15 protein-coding genes are annotated in these 17,187 nt (G+C 64.9%); 10 read left to right on the top strand and 5 right to left on the bottom strand.

Going from position 1 to position 17,187, the window contains the following annotated elements:
• Nucleotides 1-33: 33 nt before the first annotated feature.
• The 3 genes from IEV87_RS16660 to IEV87_RS16650 all read right to left on the bottom strand — a co-directional run bounded on the left by IEV87_RS16660 (nucleotide 34) and on the right by IEV87_RS16650 (nucleotide 4,134).
• Nucleotides 34-1,713: a long-chain-fatty-acid--CoA ligase gene (locus IEV87_RS16660; protein ID WP_188478942.1), complete on the bottom strand. Its 1,680-nt coding sequence runs from the start codon at nucleotides 1,711-1,713 to the stop codon at nucleotides 34-36.
• Complete coding sequence (locus IEV87_RS16655) at nucleotides 1,710-2,480, bottom strand: SDR family NAD(P)-dependent oxidoreductase (protein WP_188478941.1); 771 nt, start codon at nucleotides 2,478-2,480, stop codon at nucleotides 1,710-1,712. The genes IEV87_RS16660 and IEV87_RS16655 overlap by 4 nt, the downstream gene beginning before the upstream one ends.
• Nucleotides 2,481-2,577: 97 nt before the next feature.
• On the bottom strand, nucleotides 2,578-4,134 hold the full coding sequence (locus IEV87_RS16650) for a class I adenylate-forming enzyme family protein (RefSeq protein ID WP_188478940.1): 1,557 nt from the start codon (nucleotides 4,132-4,134) through the stop codon (nucleotides 2,578-2,580).
• Nucleotides 4,135-4,283: 149 nt separating this feature from the next.
• Here IEV87_RS16650 and IEV87_RS16645 point away from each other — a divergent pair, with 149 nt between their 5' ends.
• From IEV87_RS16645 to rpe, 4 genes are all read left to right on the top strand, one after another.
• Nucleotides 4,284-5,504 carry an acyl-CoA dehydrogenase family protein gene (locus tag IEV87_RS16645; RefSeq protein ID WP_188478939.1) on the top strand — a complete coding sequence of 407 codons (1,221 nt, stop codon included), beginning with the start codon at nucleotides 4,284-4,286 and terminating at the stop codon, nucleotides 5,502-5,504.
• Nucleotides 5,505-5,508: 4 nt separating this feature from the next.
• Entirely contained in the window at nucleotides 5,509-6,273 is a 765-nt protein-coding gene (locus IEV87_RS16640) for an SDR family NAD(P)-dependent oxidoreductase (RefSeq protein WP_188478938.1), read from the top strand.
• 140 nt (nucleotides 6,274-6,413) lie between these two features.
• Entirely contained in the window at nucleotides 6,414-7,355 is a 942-nt protein-coding gene (locus tag IEV87_RS16635; RefSeq protein WP_188478937.1) for a class 1 fructose-bisphosphatase, read from the top strand.
• Nucleotides 7,356-7,455: 100 nt separating this feature from the next.
• Nucleotides 7,456-8,142 (top strand): ribulose-phosphate 3-epimerase, encoded by a 687-nt coding sequence (rpe, locus tag IEV87_RS16630; RefSeq protein WP_188478936.1) that lies wholly within the window; start codon nucleotides 7,456-7,458, stop codon nucleotides 8,140-8,142.
• Between the two features lie 33 nt (nucleotides 8,143-8,175).
• On the opposite strand, the gene IEV87_RS16625 is transcribed toward rpe, so the two are convergent.
• Nucleotides 8,176-9,270 (bottom strand): sensor histidine kinase, encoded by a 1,095-nt coding sequence (locus IEV87_RS16625; protein WP_188478935.1) that lies wholly within the window; start codon nucleotides 9,268-9,270, stop codon nucleotides 8,176-8,178.
• Nucleotides 9,271-9,366: 96 nt separating this feature from the next.
• The gene (locus tag IEV87_RS16620; RefSeq protein ID WP_188479503.1) at nucleotides 9,367-9,912 is read right to left on the bottom strand and encodes a LuxR C-terminal-related transcriptional regulator; all 546 of its coding nucleotides are present in this window, start codon (nucleotides 9,910-9,912) and stop codon (nucleotides 9,367-9,369) included.
• Between the two features lie 79 nt (nucleotides 9,913-9,991).
• Here IEV87_RS16620 and IEV87_RS16615 point away from each other — a divergent pair, with 79 nt between their 5' ends.
• The 6 genes from IEV87_RS16615 to IEV87_RS16590 all read left to right on the top strand — a co-directional run bounded on the left by IEV87_RS16615 (nucleotide 9,992) and on the right by IEV87_RS16590 (nucleotide 17,177).
• Nucleotides 9,992-11,281 carry an acetylornithine deacetylase/succinyl-diaminopimelate desuccinylase family protein gene (locus IEV87_RS16615; RefSeq protein ID WP_188478934.1) on the top strand — a complete coding sequence of 430 codons (1,290 nt, stop codon included), beginning with the start codon at nucleotides 9,992-9,994 and terminating at the stop codon, nucleotides 11,279-11,281.
• A 28-nt stretch (nucleotides 11,282-11,309) separates the two neighbouring features.
• A complete protein-coding gene (locus tag IEV87_RS16610; RefSeq protein WP_188478933.1) occupies nucleotides 11,310-12,791 on the top strand; it encodes an ABC transporter substrate-binding protein in 1,482 nt (493 codons plus the stop codon).
• Nucleotides 12,792-12,859: 68 nt separating this feature from the next.
• A complete protein-coding gene (locus IEV87_RS16605; RefSeq protein WP_188478932.1) occupies nucleotides 12,860-13,804 on the top strand; it encodes an ABC transporter permease in 945 nt (314 codons plus the stop codon).
• A complete protein-coding gene (locus IEV87_RS16600) occupies nucleotides 13,801-14,682 on the top strand; it encodes an ABC transporter permease (protein ID WP_229737675.1) in 882 nt (293 codons plus the stop codon). The genes IEV87_RS16605 and IEV87_RS16600 overlap by 4 nt, the downstream gene beginning before the upstream one ends.
• Nucleotides 14,679-16,286: an ABC transporter ATP-binding protein gene (locus tag IEV87_RS16595; RefSeq protein ID WP_188478931.1), complete on the top strand. Its 1,608-nt coding sequence runs from the start codon at nucleotides 14,679-14,681 to the stop codon at nucleotides 16,284-16,286. The genes IEV87_RS16600 and IEV87_RS16595 overlap by 4 nt, the downstream gene beginning before the upstream one ends.
• A 150-nt stretch (nucleotides 16,287-16,436) precedes the next feature.
• Entirely contained in the window at nucleotides 16,437-17,177 is a 741-nt protein-coding gene (locus IEV87_RS16590) for an SDR family oxidoreductase (RefSeq protein ID WP_188478930.1), read from the top strand.
• Nucleotides 17,178-17,187: the final 10 nt, after the last annotated feature.

The following is a 17,187-nucleotide window of genomic DNA, read 5'->3' as shown; positions in this document are numbered from 1 at the left end:
CTCCCTGCCGCCTTGCCGGCGGTCCTTACCCTGTCACGTTCCCGTACGGGCCGCGGCCGACTGCCGTTCGGCGTCGGCCAGCTCCCGCCACTGCACCTTGCCGGACCCCGATTTCGGCAGGTTTTCGACAAATACGATCTGGCGGGGGCATTTATACGCGGCCATGTGGTCGTGACACCACGAAATAATCGCGTCTTCGCCTATTTCTCCGGCACCCGTGCGCAGGACGACATAGGCTTTCACGGTTTCCCCGCGGCGCGGATCGGGGGCGCCGATCACGCAGGCCTCGGCGATATCGGGGTGATGGTGCATCAGCGCCTCCACCTCCGCGGGCCAGACCTTGTAGCCCGAGGCGTTGATCATCCGCTTCACCCGATCGGTCATGTAGAAATAGCCGTCGCCGTCGAAATGGCCAATGTCGCCGGTCCGCAGGAAGCGCTTGCCGTCGATGGTGGTGAAGGCGGCTTCGGTCGCTTCGGGGTTGTTCCAGTAGCCTTCGAAAATCTGGGGGCCGTGCATCACGATTTCCCCGGTTTCGTCGGGGCCGAGGTCGCGCCCTGTCTCAAGGTCGATCACCCGCGCGTCGACGTCGAACAGGGGGATGCCGAGGCATTGCTTGCGCGGCGCATGATTGGGATTGATATGGGTCGCGGCGATGGTTTCCGACATGCCGTAGCCTTCGATGAATGCCAGCCCCGTCGCCTGTTTCAGCCGTTCCGCCACCGCTTCGGGCATGGCCGCGCCGCCGCCGCCCATGGAGGTGAGCGAGGAAAGGTCATACTCCCTGAAACGCGGAGAGTTCAGGATGTCGATGACCATGGTGGTGATCGACCGGAAGGTGGTGACCCGGTAGCGCGCGATCAGTTCCGCGGCCATGTCCCGGTCCCACCTTGTCATCATCACGATGGTGCCGCCCGCAAGGATCGGCGTGTTCATCGCATTCTGCATGCCGGTGACATGGAAGTAGGGCAGCACCGACAGGATCACCATGTCCTCCGTATAGGGGGACCAGTTGGCGTAGGCGTGGATCACTGCCTGGACGGAGCGGTGGCGGTGCACGCAGCCCTTGGGGTTTCCCGTGGTGCCGGAGGAATAGGGGATGACAGCCAGATCCTCGGACCCCGCCGCGTGCGGGGCCGGGGCGATGTCGTCGGCGGTGGCGTCGCGCCAGCGGGTGACGCCGGGGCCTGCGGCGTCGGTATCGCTCAGCCCGGCGAGTGCGTCGGGCAGGCGCAGGTCGCTGTCGGGGTCGGCCATGTCGGCATACGCGGCGGCGAGGATATGGTCGATCCGGCCTGCGCCGATCAGGGGGCGGACATGATCGACAAGCTCAGACCCGGCGATGGCGACGCGCGCGCCGGTGTCGTCTGCAAGGTGTTCCAGTTCCGCCTGCCTGTTCATGGGGTTGACGGGGATCACGGCGGCATCGGCGCGCAGGATCGCGTAGTAGCCGATCACCCATTGCGGAGAGTTCTGAAGATACAGAAGAACCCGGTCGCCGCGTTTCACCCCCTGGGCCTGAAGCCACCCGGCGATGCGTTCGACATCGTCAAGCAGGCGGCCATAGCTGATGTCCGCGCCATAGTAGCGGATGGCTGTCTTGTCGGGCAGCCGGGTTGCGGTGTCGATCAGGTTCTGCGCGACGGACTGCTGCGGCACCTCGATATGGTGCGGCAGGCCCGGTGGCCAGTGGGCAAAATGCAGGTCGGTCATACCTTCATGCCCGGCAGGTTGAGCGACGCGGTATTGCCGCCGTCCACCGGCAGAGCCTGCCCGGTGATGTAGCTGGCATCGTCAGAGGCGAGGAAGGCGATGGCGGCCGCGATTTCCTCGGGCCGGCCATAGCGGCGGAGTTCGCAGCGGGACCCGAGCTTGTGTTCCTTGTCGTTCTCGCGGGCGTAGTCGAAGACGCGCTTGGTCATGCCGGTTTCGATCAGGCCGGGGCAGACTGCATTGACCCGCACGCCAAAGCCGCCAAGGTCACAGGCTGCCGTCTGGGTCAGTGAAATCACCCCCGCCTTGGACGCGGAATAGGCGTTGCCACCGGCACCGGAGCGAATCCCGGCGACCGAAGCGGTGTTGACGATCGCGCCGGACTTCTGTTCGACCATCACGCGGGAGGCATGTTTCAGCACCCGCGCCACACCTGTCAGGTTCACGCCCAGCACCAGCGCCCAGTCGTCGAAGTCGTTGTCCATGATCGGCTGATAGCCGCGCGATACGCCGGCATTGTTGGCCACGGCATCCAGACGGCCCCACTTGTCGGCGACTGTCTTTACCATCGCCTCGACCTGCGCCTCGTCCGACACGTCACAGGAGAGCGTCATGTGGTCGCCGTCGGGGAGACTGTCCGTCAGCCCCGCCTCGTTCACGTCCACCAGACAGACCTTCGCCCCTTCGGAGGCCAGACGACGGGCGGTGGCGCGACCGATGCCGCTGCCCGCTCCGGTCACGATCGCGACCTTGCCTTCAAATCTCACGGTTTCTCCTCCCGTTATCGCAAACGATGGCACACATCAGGGTGCCGATCAATAATGTTGGAATTTGATTCCGCAATGCGGATTTATCGCCGGCGGGTCAAACGGTCTGGCCTTCCCAGTAGGGTTCGCGCAGTTCCCGCTTCAGGATCTTGCCGATCTCGGACCGGGGCAGGTCGTCGCGGAATTCCACCTGCGACACGCGTTGCGTCTTGCCAAGCTGTTCATTGGCCCATTCGCGTATCGCGTCCGGATCGGCGTCCTGCCTTTTTGGCACGACAAGGCCAAGCGGAGTTTCACCCCATTCGCGCGACGGTATGGCGATCACGGCAACATCGGCGACGTCGGGATGGCGACGCAGGACGGACTCGAGGTCGGCGGCATAGATGTTGAACCCGCCCGAGATGATCATGTCCTTCTTGCGATCCAGCAGGTGCAGAAAGCCGTCCTCGTCGAACCGGCCCATGTCGCCGGTGCGCACGAAATGCTCTCCATCCGGTGAGACCCAGGTCGCCTCGCGCGTTTTCTCGGGGTTGTTGTGATAACCCGGCATCATAGACCCCGACCGGCCCACGACCTCGCCATAGCTTCCGTAGGGCAGTTCGTTGCCATCCTCGTCGATGACCCGCATGTCCGCGCCTTCCTGCGGCTTGCCGACGGTGTCCCACTTGTCGGGATAGGCGGCGCAGTCCAGCACGGTGCCGGGACCGCCTTCGGTCATGCCGTAGAATTCCATAATATTGCCGGGCCAGCGCTTCATCACCTGCGCGATCAGCACGCCGGGCAGGGGGGCGGAGGTCGACATCTTGGTCTGATAGGCGCTCAGGTCGAACTCATCGAAACGCGGTTCGTCCATCAGGCGCATGTATTGCACCGGCACCAGCATGGCGTGGGTGGCGCGGTGTTTCTCACTGAGCTCCAGGAACTTCACGGTGTTGAAGCGGGACATGGAAATGGCGGTCGCACCGCGGATCAGGCAGGCGAGGATCGCAACCAGCGTGGTGTTGGAATAGAGCGGGGTGGACATCATCAGCACGCCTGATTCCTCCAGCCCATAGGCCGAGGTGCGTGAGAACTGGCGGCAGCGGAAACGGTGGTCGTGCACGATCCCTTTGGGCGTCCCGGTCGTGCCGCTGGAATAGATCATGTCGAACAGGTCGTCGTCGCCGACCTCGACCGGCGGAATGGCGGGGGCGTCGCCGGTGAAGGCCTCAAGCTCCGCAAGGTCGACGATTTGCGTCGCGCCCAGTTTCTCTGCCGTCTCGCGGTATTTCGCGGTGGTGAACAGCAGCGTCCCGCCGCAGTCCGACCGCATCTTGATCAGCGCCGGTTCGGTGGCGGAGAATGGCAGCGGCACCATGCAGGCGCCCGCGTACAATACGCCGGCGTACATGATGAGGTTTGCGGCCGAATTCTCCGCCAGCGACATGACCATGCTGCCGGGACCCACGCCCATGACCTTCAGCCGTCCGGCCAGCCGGGCGACGCGGTCACCGAACTCTGCCCATGTCACCGTCTCCGCCTCGTCGATGACGCAGGGCTTGTCGGCAAATCGGGCCGCGTTTTCGGCGATGCGGGGTCCGAACCTCACCAGTTGTTCACCGGGAATTACCTTTGGGGTCAGGCGGTCCACCCCGCTTGCGCTGGTCTGTGTCATGCGGCGGCCCCTCCTCTCAGGCCGTGTTCCGGCTACCTTACGCTTCGGAAGGTCAGGGTCAATATTCCGCGCACCGGAAAGCCTTTCCGCATGTTGACTTACCCCGGAAAGCCGTGTCCATTACGCCGAAAGAGGAGGAGGACCCCAGAATGTACGACCATTTCCCGATATCCGACCACGCGAAGAAGATGCGTGAGAAGCTGCTCAAATTCATGGACGATCATATCTATCCGTCCGAGAAAATCTACAAGCAGCAGGTCGAGGAGGGCGACCGCTGGCAGCCCGTCCCGATCATGGAAGAGCTCAAGGCCAAGGGGCGTGAGTCGGGCCTGTGGAACATGTTCCTCACCCACGATGCGGACAAGTACAAGGGCGCCGGGCTGACCAACCTGGAATACGGCACGCTGTGCGAGATCATGGGCCGCTCCTCCATCGGGTCCGAACCGTTCAACTGCTCTGCCCCGGACACCGGCAACATGGAGACGATCTTCATGTACGGCACCGAGGAGCACAAGGCGAAGTGGCTCAAGCCCCTGCTGGACGGCGAAATCCGCTCCTGCTTCGCGATGACGGAACCGGCGGTCGCCTCCTCCGACGCAACCAACATCGAAACCCGGATCGTGCGGGACGGCGACGACTATGTCATCAATGGCACGAAGTGGTGGTCCTCGGGCGCGATGGACCCGCGCTGCAAGATCGCGATCCTCATGGGCAAGACGGACCCGAATGCGGAGACGCACAAGCAGCAGTCGATGATCCTCGTCCCCTTCGACAGCCCCGGCGTGACCGTGAAGCGGCACCTGTCGGTGATCGGCTACGACCACGCGCCGCACGGCCACGCGGAAGTGGAATACAAGGACGTGCGGGTTCCGGTGACGAACATCCTCCTCGGCGAGGGGCGCGGATTCGAAATCGCCCAGGGCCGCCTCGGGCCTGGCCGCATCCACCACGCGATGCGGTCGGTCGGCCAGGCGGAACGCGCGCTTCAGATGATGTGCGAACGGGGGATGGAACGCACCGCCTTCGGCCAGCGCATCGCGGAGATGGGCGTGACCAAGCACTGGATCGCCGAAAGCCGGATGGAAATCGAACAGGCGCGCCTGCTGGTGATGCATGCCGCCTACATGATGGACACCGTCGGCAACAAGGTCGCGCGGCGCGAAATCGCCATGATCAAGGTGGTTGCTGCGAACCTTGTGCAGCGCGTCGTCGACCGCGCCATCCAGGTGCACGGCGCACAGGGCGTGTCGCAGGACACCACGCTCGCGTCCTCCTTCGCCAATGCGCGGACCATGCGCCTTGTTGACGGCCCGGACGAGGTGCATCGCGAAACCATCGCGAAGCTGGAACTCAAGCAGTACCGGAACTGATCCCATGTCCGATCTGCTCGACCTCAAGGGCAAGGTCGTCCTGATCACCGGGTCCTCGCGCGGCATCGGCCGCGCGATGGCCGAGATGTTCGCGGAGGCGGGGGCCAAGGTCGTCGTCTCCTCGCGCAAGCGCGAAGCCTGCGAACCGGTGGCAGAGGCGATCCGTGAAAAGGGCGGGGAGGCGCTGGTCGTCCCCTGCCATATCGGCAATGCCGAAGACCTGCAGAACCTGATCGATACGACAATCCGCGAGTGGGGCCGCATCGATGTGCTGGTTCCGAACGCGGCGATCAATCCGGTCTACGGGCCGATGCAGGACCTCGACGACGCGGTCTTCGACAAGATGCTCATCACCAACGTCCGCACGATCAACACGATGTGCAAGATGGTGCTTCCGGGCATGGCGGCGAACGGCGGCGGGGCGGTGGTCATCATCTCCTCGGTCGCGGCGATCAAGGGGTCGGTGACGCTCGGCGCCTATGGCGTGACCAAGGCGGCGGATGCGGCCGTGGCGCGCGCTCTGGCGCTGGAATGGGGTCCGAAGAACATCCGCGTCAACGCGATCGGCCCCGGCCTCATCAAGACCGACTTCGCCCGCGCGCTCTGGGAAGACCCGGAACGGATCGAGCGGATCAACAATGCCAACCCCCTGCGCCGCATGGGCACGGTGGAGGAGATCGCGGGCACCGCGCTCTGGCTCGCCTCGCCCCTGTCGGGCTACGTGAACGGCCAGCTCATCATCGCGGACGGCGGCCAGTCTCTCGCCTGAGGGCGCGCGTCCGGTCTTCATCTTGCCGGAAATATCCTCGGGTGGTCCGGAGGGCAGACAGCCCTCCGGTTCCTGGCCTCTCCACTTTCGCCGCGTTGCGGAATAGGCCATAACGTCTCCGAACCCTGACGGAGACCGACATGCCCGCCATCGACCCCTCTCACATTCCCGCCAACCTGCGCCCCGTGATGGAGGCGATGTGTGCCACCGGCGCGCAGCTGTCGCGCGTGATCGCACGCGGCCCGCTGGCCGGAAAGCTCGGCGCCGGGGTGGGAGAGAACTCCGACGGCGACCAGCAGAAGGCGCTCGACGTCATGGCGGACGAGATGTTCGAAGCGGCGCTGAAGGGGACGGGCGTGAAATACTACGCCTCGGAGGAGCAGGAGAGCGTGCTGACGCTGGACGGCGACGGCACCTATGCGCTGGCGACCGATCCGCTCGACGGGTCGTCGAACATTGACGTGAACGTGACCATCGGCACGATCTTCTCGGTCTTCGCGGCAACTGGGGATGCGGAGTCGAGCTTCCTGCGCCCGGCCTCCGAACAGATCTGCGCGGGCTACATCGCCTACGGGCCGCAGACCCTGCTGGCGGTCACTTTCGGGGCCGGAACGCAGCTTTACGTGCTGGACCCCGACTCCGGCGCCTTCGTACTGGCGGAAGAGAAGATGGCGCTGCCGGTGGCGGCGAAGGAGTTCTCCATCAACTCCTCCAACCGGCGCCACTGGACCGGGCCGGTACTGGCCTATGTGGAGGAGAACGAGGCGGGCAAGGACGGCGCGAAGGGCAAGGACATGAACTTCCGTTGGGTCGGATCGCTGGTGGCAGAGACGCATCGCATCCTGACGCGCGGCGGCACCTTCCTCTACCCGTCGGACGGGCGGCCGAAATACGAAAACGGACGGCTGCGCATGGTCTACGAGGTCGCGCCGATGGCCTTCCTCGTGGAACAGGCCGGCGGCAAGGCGACGGACGGGGTGCGCCCGATCCTGTCGCTGACGGCCGGGGAACTGCACGAACGGCGGCCCTTCGTCTTCGGATCGGCGGAAGAGGTCGACCGGATCGCCGACCTGCACGGCTGAGGCGCGTTGCGCGAGAGTATTTTCGGCAAGATGAAGCCGGGGTGGTTTCCCGTACCGCCCGGAGCGTCTATGTGGGCGCTGTCACACTGGGGGATGCGCCATGCAATTCGACCGTAACCTGAAGATCGCGCCGTCGATCCTGTCTGCCGATTTCGCCAATTTCGGGGCAGAGATTGAGGCGGTGGAGCGCGAGGGCGCGGACTGGATCCACGTCGATGTCATGGACGGGCATTTCGTGCCGAACCTCACCTTCGGGCCGCCGCTGGTGAAGGCGATCCGCAAGCACATCAAGACGGTGATGGACGTGCATCTGATGATCGCGCCCGTCGATCCCTATATCGACGCCTTTGCCGATGCGGGGGCGGACATCCTGACCGCGCATGTCGAGGCCGGGCCGCATCTTCACCGCACGCTGCAGGCGATCCGGGGGGCGGACATGACGGCGGGGGTTGCGCTGAATCCTGGCACGCCCGCGTCTGCCGTGGCCGAGGTGTTGGACCTTGTCGGTCTGGTCTGCGTGATGACGGTCAATCCCGGTTTCGGCGGGCAGAGCTTCATCGACATGACCGCGAAGGTGCGCGACCTGCGCGCGATGATCGGCGACCGCCCGGTGCATATCGAGATCGACGGCGGGGTGACGCCGAAGACCGCTCCGCTGGTCAGGGCGGCGGGGGCGGATGTGCTGGTGGCGGGATCGGCCGTGTTCTCCGGCGGATCGGTGGCGGACCCGGCACCCTACGGCGCGAATATCCGGGCCATACGGACAGCCTGCGACACGCTGGTCTGAGGCCTGCGGTCTGGGGCCTGTCGGGCGCGTCGCTCAGGCCGGGTGCGGCAGGGCTATCCGCACCTTCGTGGTCGTCCCAAGCGGACCGGTCGTGGTTTCCGAGGTCCCGCCAAGCTGTTCCGCCGACGCGGCGATGATCCGCATCCCGAGCCCCGAGCCGGAGTTGTCGCCCTTGTCGATGCCGCGCCCGTTGTCGGCGCAGGTCAGCAGAACGTAACCGGGGCCGTCGGGTTCGATGGTAATGCGGATCACACCGATCTGGTCTTCGTCAAAGGCGTGCTTGAAGGCGTTGGAGGCGAATTCGTTCAGGATGATGCCGACCGCGGAGGCCGAGGAGGAGGGCAGCGCGACGGGCGTGATCTTCGTGTCCAGCCGTATGCCCGATGGCGCAGAGTCCTGAAGCAGGTCGACAACGCGCGGGATGAAGTCGTCGAGCGCGATCAGACCGTCCGACTTAGGTGCGTATAGCAACTGGTGAAGAAGGGCGATGGTGTCGATCCGGCGGCGGGTCAGTTCCAGCGCGTCGCGGGTTTCCTGGGATTCTGCCATACGCGCCTGAATCCGGGTCAGCGCCGCTACGGACTGAAGCGAGTTCTTGACCCGGTGGTCGACCTCGCGACGCAGCAGTTCGGCCTCTTTCACGGCGCGGCGCAGTTCCAGCTGTCCCATGACCTGCCTGGCCAGAACGCGCAGGGTCTCGCTTTGCAGCGGAGTCAGCCGGTTCGGCTTGTTGTCGAGCACGCAGAGCGTGCCGAGCGCATGGCCGCGGGCGCTGCGCAGGACCGCCCCGGCGTAGAAGCGCAGGTTTTCGTCCCCCGTGACCAGCGGATTGGCGGCGGTGCGCGGATCGGTCCGGGTGTCGGCGATCTCAAGGTAATCCTGGTTCAGGATGGCGTGGGCACAGATGGCCTGTTCGATCGGGGTTTCCGACCCGGCCATTCCGACCGCCGCCTTGAACCACTGCCGGTCCTCGTCCACGAGAGAGATCAGGGAGATCGGCATATTGCAGATCTGCGACGCCAGCCGCACGACATCGTCGAACTTCTGTTCGGCCTCGGAGTCGAGGACGTCCAGATCGTAGAGGTCGCGCAGGCGCGCATCCTGATCCGTGGGGGGAATGGCCTTCATGTGCAGCTCCAGCCGTGAGGATCGGACTTATGCACGGAAAACAGGGCTCAACAATAGCGGTAGTATAATATGTCGCAGGTTTGGTCCGGGTCGGCGTCAAAAGGCCGGTCCGGCAAGGCGGGTGAGCAGATCGGCAGCGTTCCGGGCCTCGTACCGCTGCAGAAGGCGGGCGCGGACGTCCTCAACCGTACGGGGGGAAAGGCCGAGGTCACGGGCGATCTCCTTGCTGGTCTGGCCCCGCGACAGCCCGGCGACCACGGTGCGTTCGCGTGGAGTGAGCGCGCGGGCGGGCGTCTCGTCACGCAGCGGGGCGAAGGTCATGACCAGCTGGGCAAGCGGGTCGTCGGGGGTGAGCGTACGGGCGTGGAACCGCACCAGCATCATCCGGCCCGAGGCGTGGCGGAGCAGGCGTTCGTCCTGGTAGGTCGCCCCGCGCCGGAGCGGTTCAAGCCCGATGTCGCGCGTGGCGGCGAAGCTGCGGTGGCTGTCGTAAAAGATGCGGAAGCTCTGCCCGCTGAGCGTTTCGGCGGGGTGCCCGGTGAGTTCCGCGAAGGCGGTGTTGACGGCGCGGATGATCCGGTCCTCGGTCAGCACGATGCCAAGCGGGGCGTTGTCGAAGGCAAGGGCGACAAGGTCGGACAGGGCGCTCTCCCCGTGAAACTACGGTATTGAGACCGTAGGGACCGGAGCGCAGTCTGTCACCATGCAAGATGCCGCAGAGATGACCGACCTTCAGGCCCGGCTTGCCGCCGAGATCACGGCGCGGCGGGACGATCTGATTTCCCTGACGCAGGACCTGATCCGGATCCCGACGCTCAATCCTCCGGGTGAGAACTACCGCGAGATCTGCGACTACCTCGACCGTCGCCTCCTTCGGTCCGGGTTCCACACGCAGCTGGTGCGGGCCGTCGGGTCCCCCGGCGACAGCGACCGCTACCCGCGCTGGAACATCGTGGCACGGCGGGCCGGGGCGCGGGCCGGGGAGTGCGTGCACTTCAACTCTCATATCGACGTGGTGGACGTCGGGCGCGGCTGGACCACGGACCCCTTCGGCGGCGAACTGAAGGACGGCAAGGTCTACGGGCGCGGGGCCTGCGACATGAAGGGCGGGCTGGCGGCATCCGTCGTCGCGGCAGAGGCGTTTCTGGCCGTGGTTCCGGACTGGGGCGGCGCGATCGAGATTAGCGGCACAGCGGACGAGGAATCGGGCGGTTTCGGCGGTGTGGCCTATCTGGCGGAGCAGGGGTTCTATGCCAAGGTCGATCACGTCATCATCCCCGAACCCCTGAACGTCGACCGCATATGCCTTGGTCATCGCGGCGTGTGGTGGGCGGAGATCGAGACGCATGGCGAAATCGCCCATGGCTCCATGCCCTTCCTCGGCGATTGCGCGGTTCGGCATATGGGGGCGGTGCTTCACGAGATGGAGGAAACACTGTTCCCGGCGCTCGCGCTCAAGCGGACGGACATGCCGGTTGTCCCCGAGGGGGCGAAGCAGTCCACGCTCAACATCAATTCGCTGCACGGCGGGCAGGATGAGATCCTCAAGCCGGGCACCGGCCTGCCCTCTCCGGTGGTGCCGGATTCGGCGCGGATGGTGATCGACCGGCGCTTTCTGATCGAGGAGGACATCGACAAGGTGCAGGCCGAGGTGCGTGGCGTGCTGGAACGGGTCAAGGCGCGGCGTCCGGACTTCGACTATTCGATGCGGGAAATGCACCGGGTGCTGCCGACGATGACCGACAGGGGCGCCCCGGTCGTCACCACGGTGACGGAGGCGATTCGGGCGACGCTCGGCAGGGACCCGGATTATGTCGTGTCTCCGGGAACTTACGATCAGAAGCACATCGACAGAATTGGAAAGCTGAAAAATTGCGTTGCCTATGGCCCCGGTATTCTGGACCTTGCGCATAAACCCGACGAATATGTCGGAGTGGATGACATGGTGGCCTCGGCCCAGGTGATGGCGCTTTCCCTGCTTTCTCTGCTCGGGCCACCTCGGAACCCCTGACAAACAGGGGGCGCACAGGGAGTGGACGATGACATTCAGATATTCTACCGCAGGACTTTCGGTCGCGTTTGCGTTGACGGCATCGGTTGCCATGGCCCAGTCGACGGGTCTTACCGTGGGGATGCAGCTTGAACCGCCGCATCTCGACCCGACCTCTGCCGCGGCGGGGGCCATCGATTCGGTGCTCTATTCCAACGTGTTCGAAGGGCTGACCCGCTTCGGGCCCGACGGGTCGATCAACCCCGGTCTCGCGACCTCCTGGGACATTTCCGAGGACGGCAAGGTCTATACCTTTCACCTGGCCGAAGGCGTGACCTTCCACGACGGTACCACCATGGATGCCGAGGATGTGGTCTTCTCTCTCGATCGGGCGCGGGCGGAGGACAGCGTGAACGCGCAGAAGGCGCTGTTCGCGGGGATCGAGTCGGTCGAGGCCACCGATCCGCTGACCGTGACCGTGACGCTGAAGACGGCGGACGGCAATTTCCCGTTCAACATGGCTTGGGGCGACGCCGTGATCGTGGCACCCGAGAGCATCGAGAACATCAAGACCACGCCAATCGGCACAGGCGCATTCAAGTTCGACAACTGGGTGCAGGGCGACTCCATCCATCTGGTGAAGAACGCAGACTACTGGGGCGAACCGGCGATCCTCGAAGAGGCGACGTTCAAGTTCATCTCTGATCCCACGGCCGCGTTTGCGGCGATGATGGCCGAAGACCTCGACGTCTTCGTCGCCTTCCCCGCGCCCGAGAACCTGCCGCAGTTTGACGCGGATCCGCGCTTCAAGGTGCTGATCGGCTCCACCGAGGGCGAGACGATCCTCGCCATCAACAACAAGCTGCCGCCCTTCGACAACGTGAAGGTGCGCGAGGCGATTGCCCACGCGGTGAACCGGCAGGAGATCATCGACGGCGCCATGTTCGGCTACGGCACCCCGATCGGCACGCATTTCGCGCCGCATCACCCGGATTACGTCGATCTGACGGAGATGTCCGGTTACGACCCGGAGAAGTCGAAGGCGCTGCTGGCCGAAGCCGGTGTGACGACGCCGCTCAAGGTCAAGATGACCCTGCCGCCGCCGTCTTACGCCCGTCGCGGCGGGGAAATCGTCGCAGCGGAACTGCGCGCGGTCGGCATCGAGCCCGAGATCGAGAATGTCGAATGGGCCCAATGGCTTGAAGGGACGTTCAAGGGCAAGGATTATGGCCTGACCATCATCAGCCATACCGAGCCTCTCGATATCAACATCTACGCCCGTCCGGATTACTACTTCCAGTACGACAACCCGGAGTTCCAGACCCTGATGACCGACCTTTCGGCTGAATCCGACCCGGCCAAGCGGTCGGAGATGTTCAAGCAGGCGCAGGAGACCATCGCGAAGGACTATGTGAACGCCTACCTTTTCCAATTGCCGCTGCACACCGTCGCCAAGGTCGGGGTCGAGGGGCTGTGGGAAAACGCGCCGACCCAGGCCACCGACCTGACCGCGGTGTCCTGGTCGCAATGACACGTCGCCCGCCGGAAGAACGGTTACTTTCCGGCGGGCCATTCGGATTGGCGCGCGCCGCCTGATCCATGCTGCTCTACATCCTCAAACGTCTGATTTCGCTTGTCGTCAGCCTCGCCGTGGCCTCGGTCGTGATCTTCCTCTCGATCGAGATCCTGCCCGGCGATCCGGCGGCGTTCATGCTGGGCGTGAACGCGCAGGAGGATACGCTGGCGGCCCTGCGCGACCAGCTCGGGCTGAACGGGTCGCTGTGGGAACGCTACCTGTCCTGGGTCGGCGGCATGCTCTCGGGCGATTTCGGGATGTCCTACACCTACCGCACCCCGGTGGCGGGGATGATTGCGGACCGGATGTGGATCTCGCTCCCCCTCGCGATCTATGCACTGACGCTGTCGACGCTCATCGCCTTTCCGGCGGGCATCTGGGCCGCGTCTCGGCGCGGATCGGCGGTGGATGTGGGGGTTATGGGGGTGACTCAGCTTGGCGTGGCGATACCGAACTTCTGGTTCGCGATGCTGATGGTCGTGGTCTTCGCGATCAACTTGCGCTGGTTCTCAGCCGGGGGATTTCCGGGCTGGGACAAGGGGTTCTGGGTGTCGATGAAGGCACTGACGCTGCCGGCCATCGCGCTGGCGCTGCCGCAGGCGTCGATCCTGGCGCGGGTGATGCGGTCGGCCCTGCTTGATACCCTGTCGGAGGATTTCGTGCGCACGGCACGGGCCAAGGGGCTGTCGAAGCGGCAGGCGCTGTGGCGGCATGCGCTGAGGAACGCGCTGATCCCGGTGCTGACGATCATCGGTTTGCAGTTCTCCTTCCTTCTGGCGGGGGGGATCATCATCGAGAACGTGTTCTACCTGCCGGGGCTGGGGCGGCTGATCTTCCAGTCGATTTCGGCCCGCGACCTGATCGTGGTCGAATCCGTCGTCATGCTGCTGGTCTTCGCGGTCGTGCTGGTCAACTTCGCGGTCGAGGTCGCCTATGCCGTGGTCGACCCGAGGCTGAGACGCCGATGACCGACCTGCGCGCAGACAGCCTGCCGCCCGAGGGCGCACCCGTCCGGCTCTGGCACAGGGCGCTGCGCTCGCGGAATTTCGTGATCGGGGCGGTGCTGACGCTGGTCTTCGTTCTGGCGGCGCTGGTGTCGTTTGTCTGGACCCCCTTCGACGTGACGGGGCTGGACATTGCCAACAAGATCAAACCACCCTCGGCCCGCAACCCCTTGGGAACAGATCATTTCGGGCGGGACATCCTGTCGATGATCATGGTTGGGGCGCGGGTGTCGATTGCGGTCGCGGTGGTCGCCGTCGGCATCGGGATGAGCTTCGGCGTGCCGCTCGGGCTCTGGGCCGCCGCGCGGAAGGGGTCCCTTCTGGACGAAGTCATCATGCGTGGCAACGATCTGGTCTTCGCCTTCCCGTCGCTGGTCATCGCCATCATGATCACCGCGATCTTCGGGGCGTCGGCGGTCAATGCGATCATCGCCATCGGCATCTTCAACATCCCGGTGTTCGCGCGCCTGACCCGCTCCGGCGCGCTGTCGCTGTGGCAGCGGGACTATATCCTCGCGGCGCGGGTGGCGGGGAAGGGGTCGGCGCGGATCTCTGTCGAACATATCCTGCCGAACGTGACCAACCTGTTGATCGTGCAGGGAACAATCCAGTTCTCCCTCGGCATTCTTGCCGAAGCGGGGCTGTCCTACGTCGGCCTCGGCGCGCAGCCGCCGACGCCAAGCTGGGGCCGGATGCTGGCGGAGAGCCAGACCATGATCTCCTTCGCGCCGCACATGGCGCTGTTTCCCGGGCTGGCGATCCTGCTCACGGTGCTGGGGCTGAATCTCATGGGGGACGGGCTGCGCGACCTGTTCGACCCGAAGCTTCGGGGGCGGTCATGAGCCTGCTCGAGGTCGGGGGACTGTCGCTGAAGATCGGGCGCAAGACCATCCTTCGGGATGTGTCGCTGTCCGTTGCGCCGGGGCAGATCGTTGGAGTCATTGGTGAATCCGGATCCGGCAAGTCGATGACGGCGTTTTCGGTGATGCAGCTGCTGCCCGAAGGGTCGGTCTGTTCCGGGCAGGTTACGTTGTCGGGGCATGACATGCTGTCGCTGCCCGAAGCGGCGCTTTGCGAGTTGCGCGGGAACGAGGTCGGGATGGTGTTTCAGGAGCCGATGACGGCGTTGAACCCGATCCGGACCATCGGCGACCAGGTGGCGGAAACGGTGCTGATCCACGAGAAAGTCTCGCGGTCGGAAGCCCTGGCCCGTGCGCGGGAGGCGCTGGACCGGGTTGAGCTTCCTGCCGACCGGTTCCCGCTAAGTCGTTATCCTCACGAGCTTTCCGGCGGTCAGCGCCAGCGCGTCGTGATTGCCATGGCGATTGCTCTGCGACCCGCGCTGCTGATCGCGGACGAACCGACGACCGCGCTGGATGTGACGACACAGGCGCAGATCCTCGCGCTGCTGAAGCGTCTGGTTCGGGAGGACGGGATGGGTCTGCTGATGATCTCTCACGACCTCGCCGTGGTGGCGGACATGGCGGACGAGATCGTCATCATGAAGGATGGCGAGGTGGTGGAGCGGGGGGCCTGTCCGGCAATCTTCTCGGCCTTGAAACACCCCTATTCGATTTCGCTGCTCGAAGCGTCAACGCATGCGCCGGACCGATCGGTCCAGCCGGTGGACGATGCCCTGCTGCGGGTGCGCGACGTCGTGCGCACCTACACGGTGCCGCGCAAGTCGTTGCTGTCGGCACCCGGAAAGGTGGCGGCGGTCAAGGGGGTGTCCTTTGATCTGAAACGGGGAGAAAGCCTTGGCCTGGTTGGAGAATCCGGCTGCGGGAAATCAACGCTGACCCGCGCGATCCTCGGGCTGGAGGAGGTGCAGGGCGGAGAAATTCTGTTCGACGGCCAGCCTGTGTTCGACGGGCACCGGGCCAACCGGGCGGTGCGGCGACGGATGCAGGTGGTGTTTCAGGATCCCTATGGGTCATTCAATCCACGGCACCGGGTAGACCGACTGGTCTGCGAACCGTTCCACCTGCTCGACCGCTTGCCAACCGGGACCGAGCGGGAGGCGGCGATTGCGGAGGCGCTGACTTCAGTCGGGCTGTCTCCGGATGACAAGTATCGGTATATCCACGAATTTTCCGGCGGGCAGCGGCAGCGGATCGCGATTGCGCGGGCGCTTATCATCAAGCCGGACCTGATCCTTCTGGACGAGGCGGTTTCGGCGCTGGATGTGCAGGTCAGGGCGCAGATCCTCGACCTTCTGGCGGACCTCGGTGCGCGCTTTGGTTTAAGTTATCTCTTTATTTCCCATGACCTTAGCGTCGTGCGGGTCATCACCGACAGGGTCATGGTGATGAAGGCCGGAGAGATCGTGGAGCAGGGAGAAACGGAAGAGGTCTTTACCAACCCCCGGCATCCCTACACGCAGCAGCTGATCGCAGCCGCGCCGGAGTTGCCTGCGATGGCGCGGAAGGCGGCATCCGACACCTGAAAATGACCAGATGAACGATTCTGGTCATTTGGTCATTTTCCCGGTTCCGCGCCGCCGGGCCGGGCCGATCACATCCCGGCACCTCCGGGTGTGCCTTGCCTTTCCCCTCGGCGCGGAGGAGGGTCTCGCGGAGATCGAGGGAGGATCATCATGAGACTGTCAGGCAAGACCGCCATCGTCACCGGCGGCGCGCAGGGGTTCGGTGCGGGCATCGTGCGGCGGTTCGTTGAAGAGGGCGCGCGGGTCATGGTCGCGGACATCCAGGGCGAGGCGGCGATGGAGGTCGCGAAGGAGGTCGGCGGGATCGGCTGCGCGGTGGACGTGGCGAAGGCCGACAGCATCAACGCGATGGTCGCGCAGGCGACTGAGACCTGGGGGCAGGTCGACATCATGGTGAACAACGCCGGCGTGTCGCATATGCCGAAGCCGCTGGAAGACGTGACGGAGGAAGAGTTCGACCGTGTCCTGAACGTCAACGTCCGTTCGATCTACCTGACCGCGAAGGCGCTGGTTCCGGCGATGAAGGCGCGGAAGTCGGGGTGCTTCGTGCAGATCTCCTCGACCGCGGGGGTGTCGCCGCGGCCCAACCTGAACTGGTACAACGCATCGAAGGGCTGGGTGAACACCGCGACGCGCACCATGGCGGTCGAACTTGCGCCCCATGGCATCCGCGTCAACGCGGTAAACCCTGTGGCCGGGGAAACGCCGCTGCTGCCGACCTTCATGGGAGAGGACACGCCCGAGATGCGGGCCAAGTTCCTGTCGACCATTCCCATGGGGCGGCTGTCGACGCCGCTGGACATCGCCAATGCCTCGCTATTCCTCGCCTCGGAGGAGGCGGCGATGGTGACCGGGCTCTGCATGCTGGTCGACGGCGGACGCTGTATCTGACCGGACGGGG

This window comes from Primorskyibacter flagellatus (genome assembly GCF_014638275.1).
Lineage (GTDB): Bacteria > Pseudomonadota > Alphaproteobacteria > Rhodobacterales > Rhodobacteraceae > Pseudooceanicola > Pseudooceanicola flagellatus_A.
Note: the sequence above shows the minus strand (reverse complement) of the source record. Positions and strands in the feature narration are given on the sequence as shown.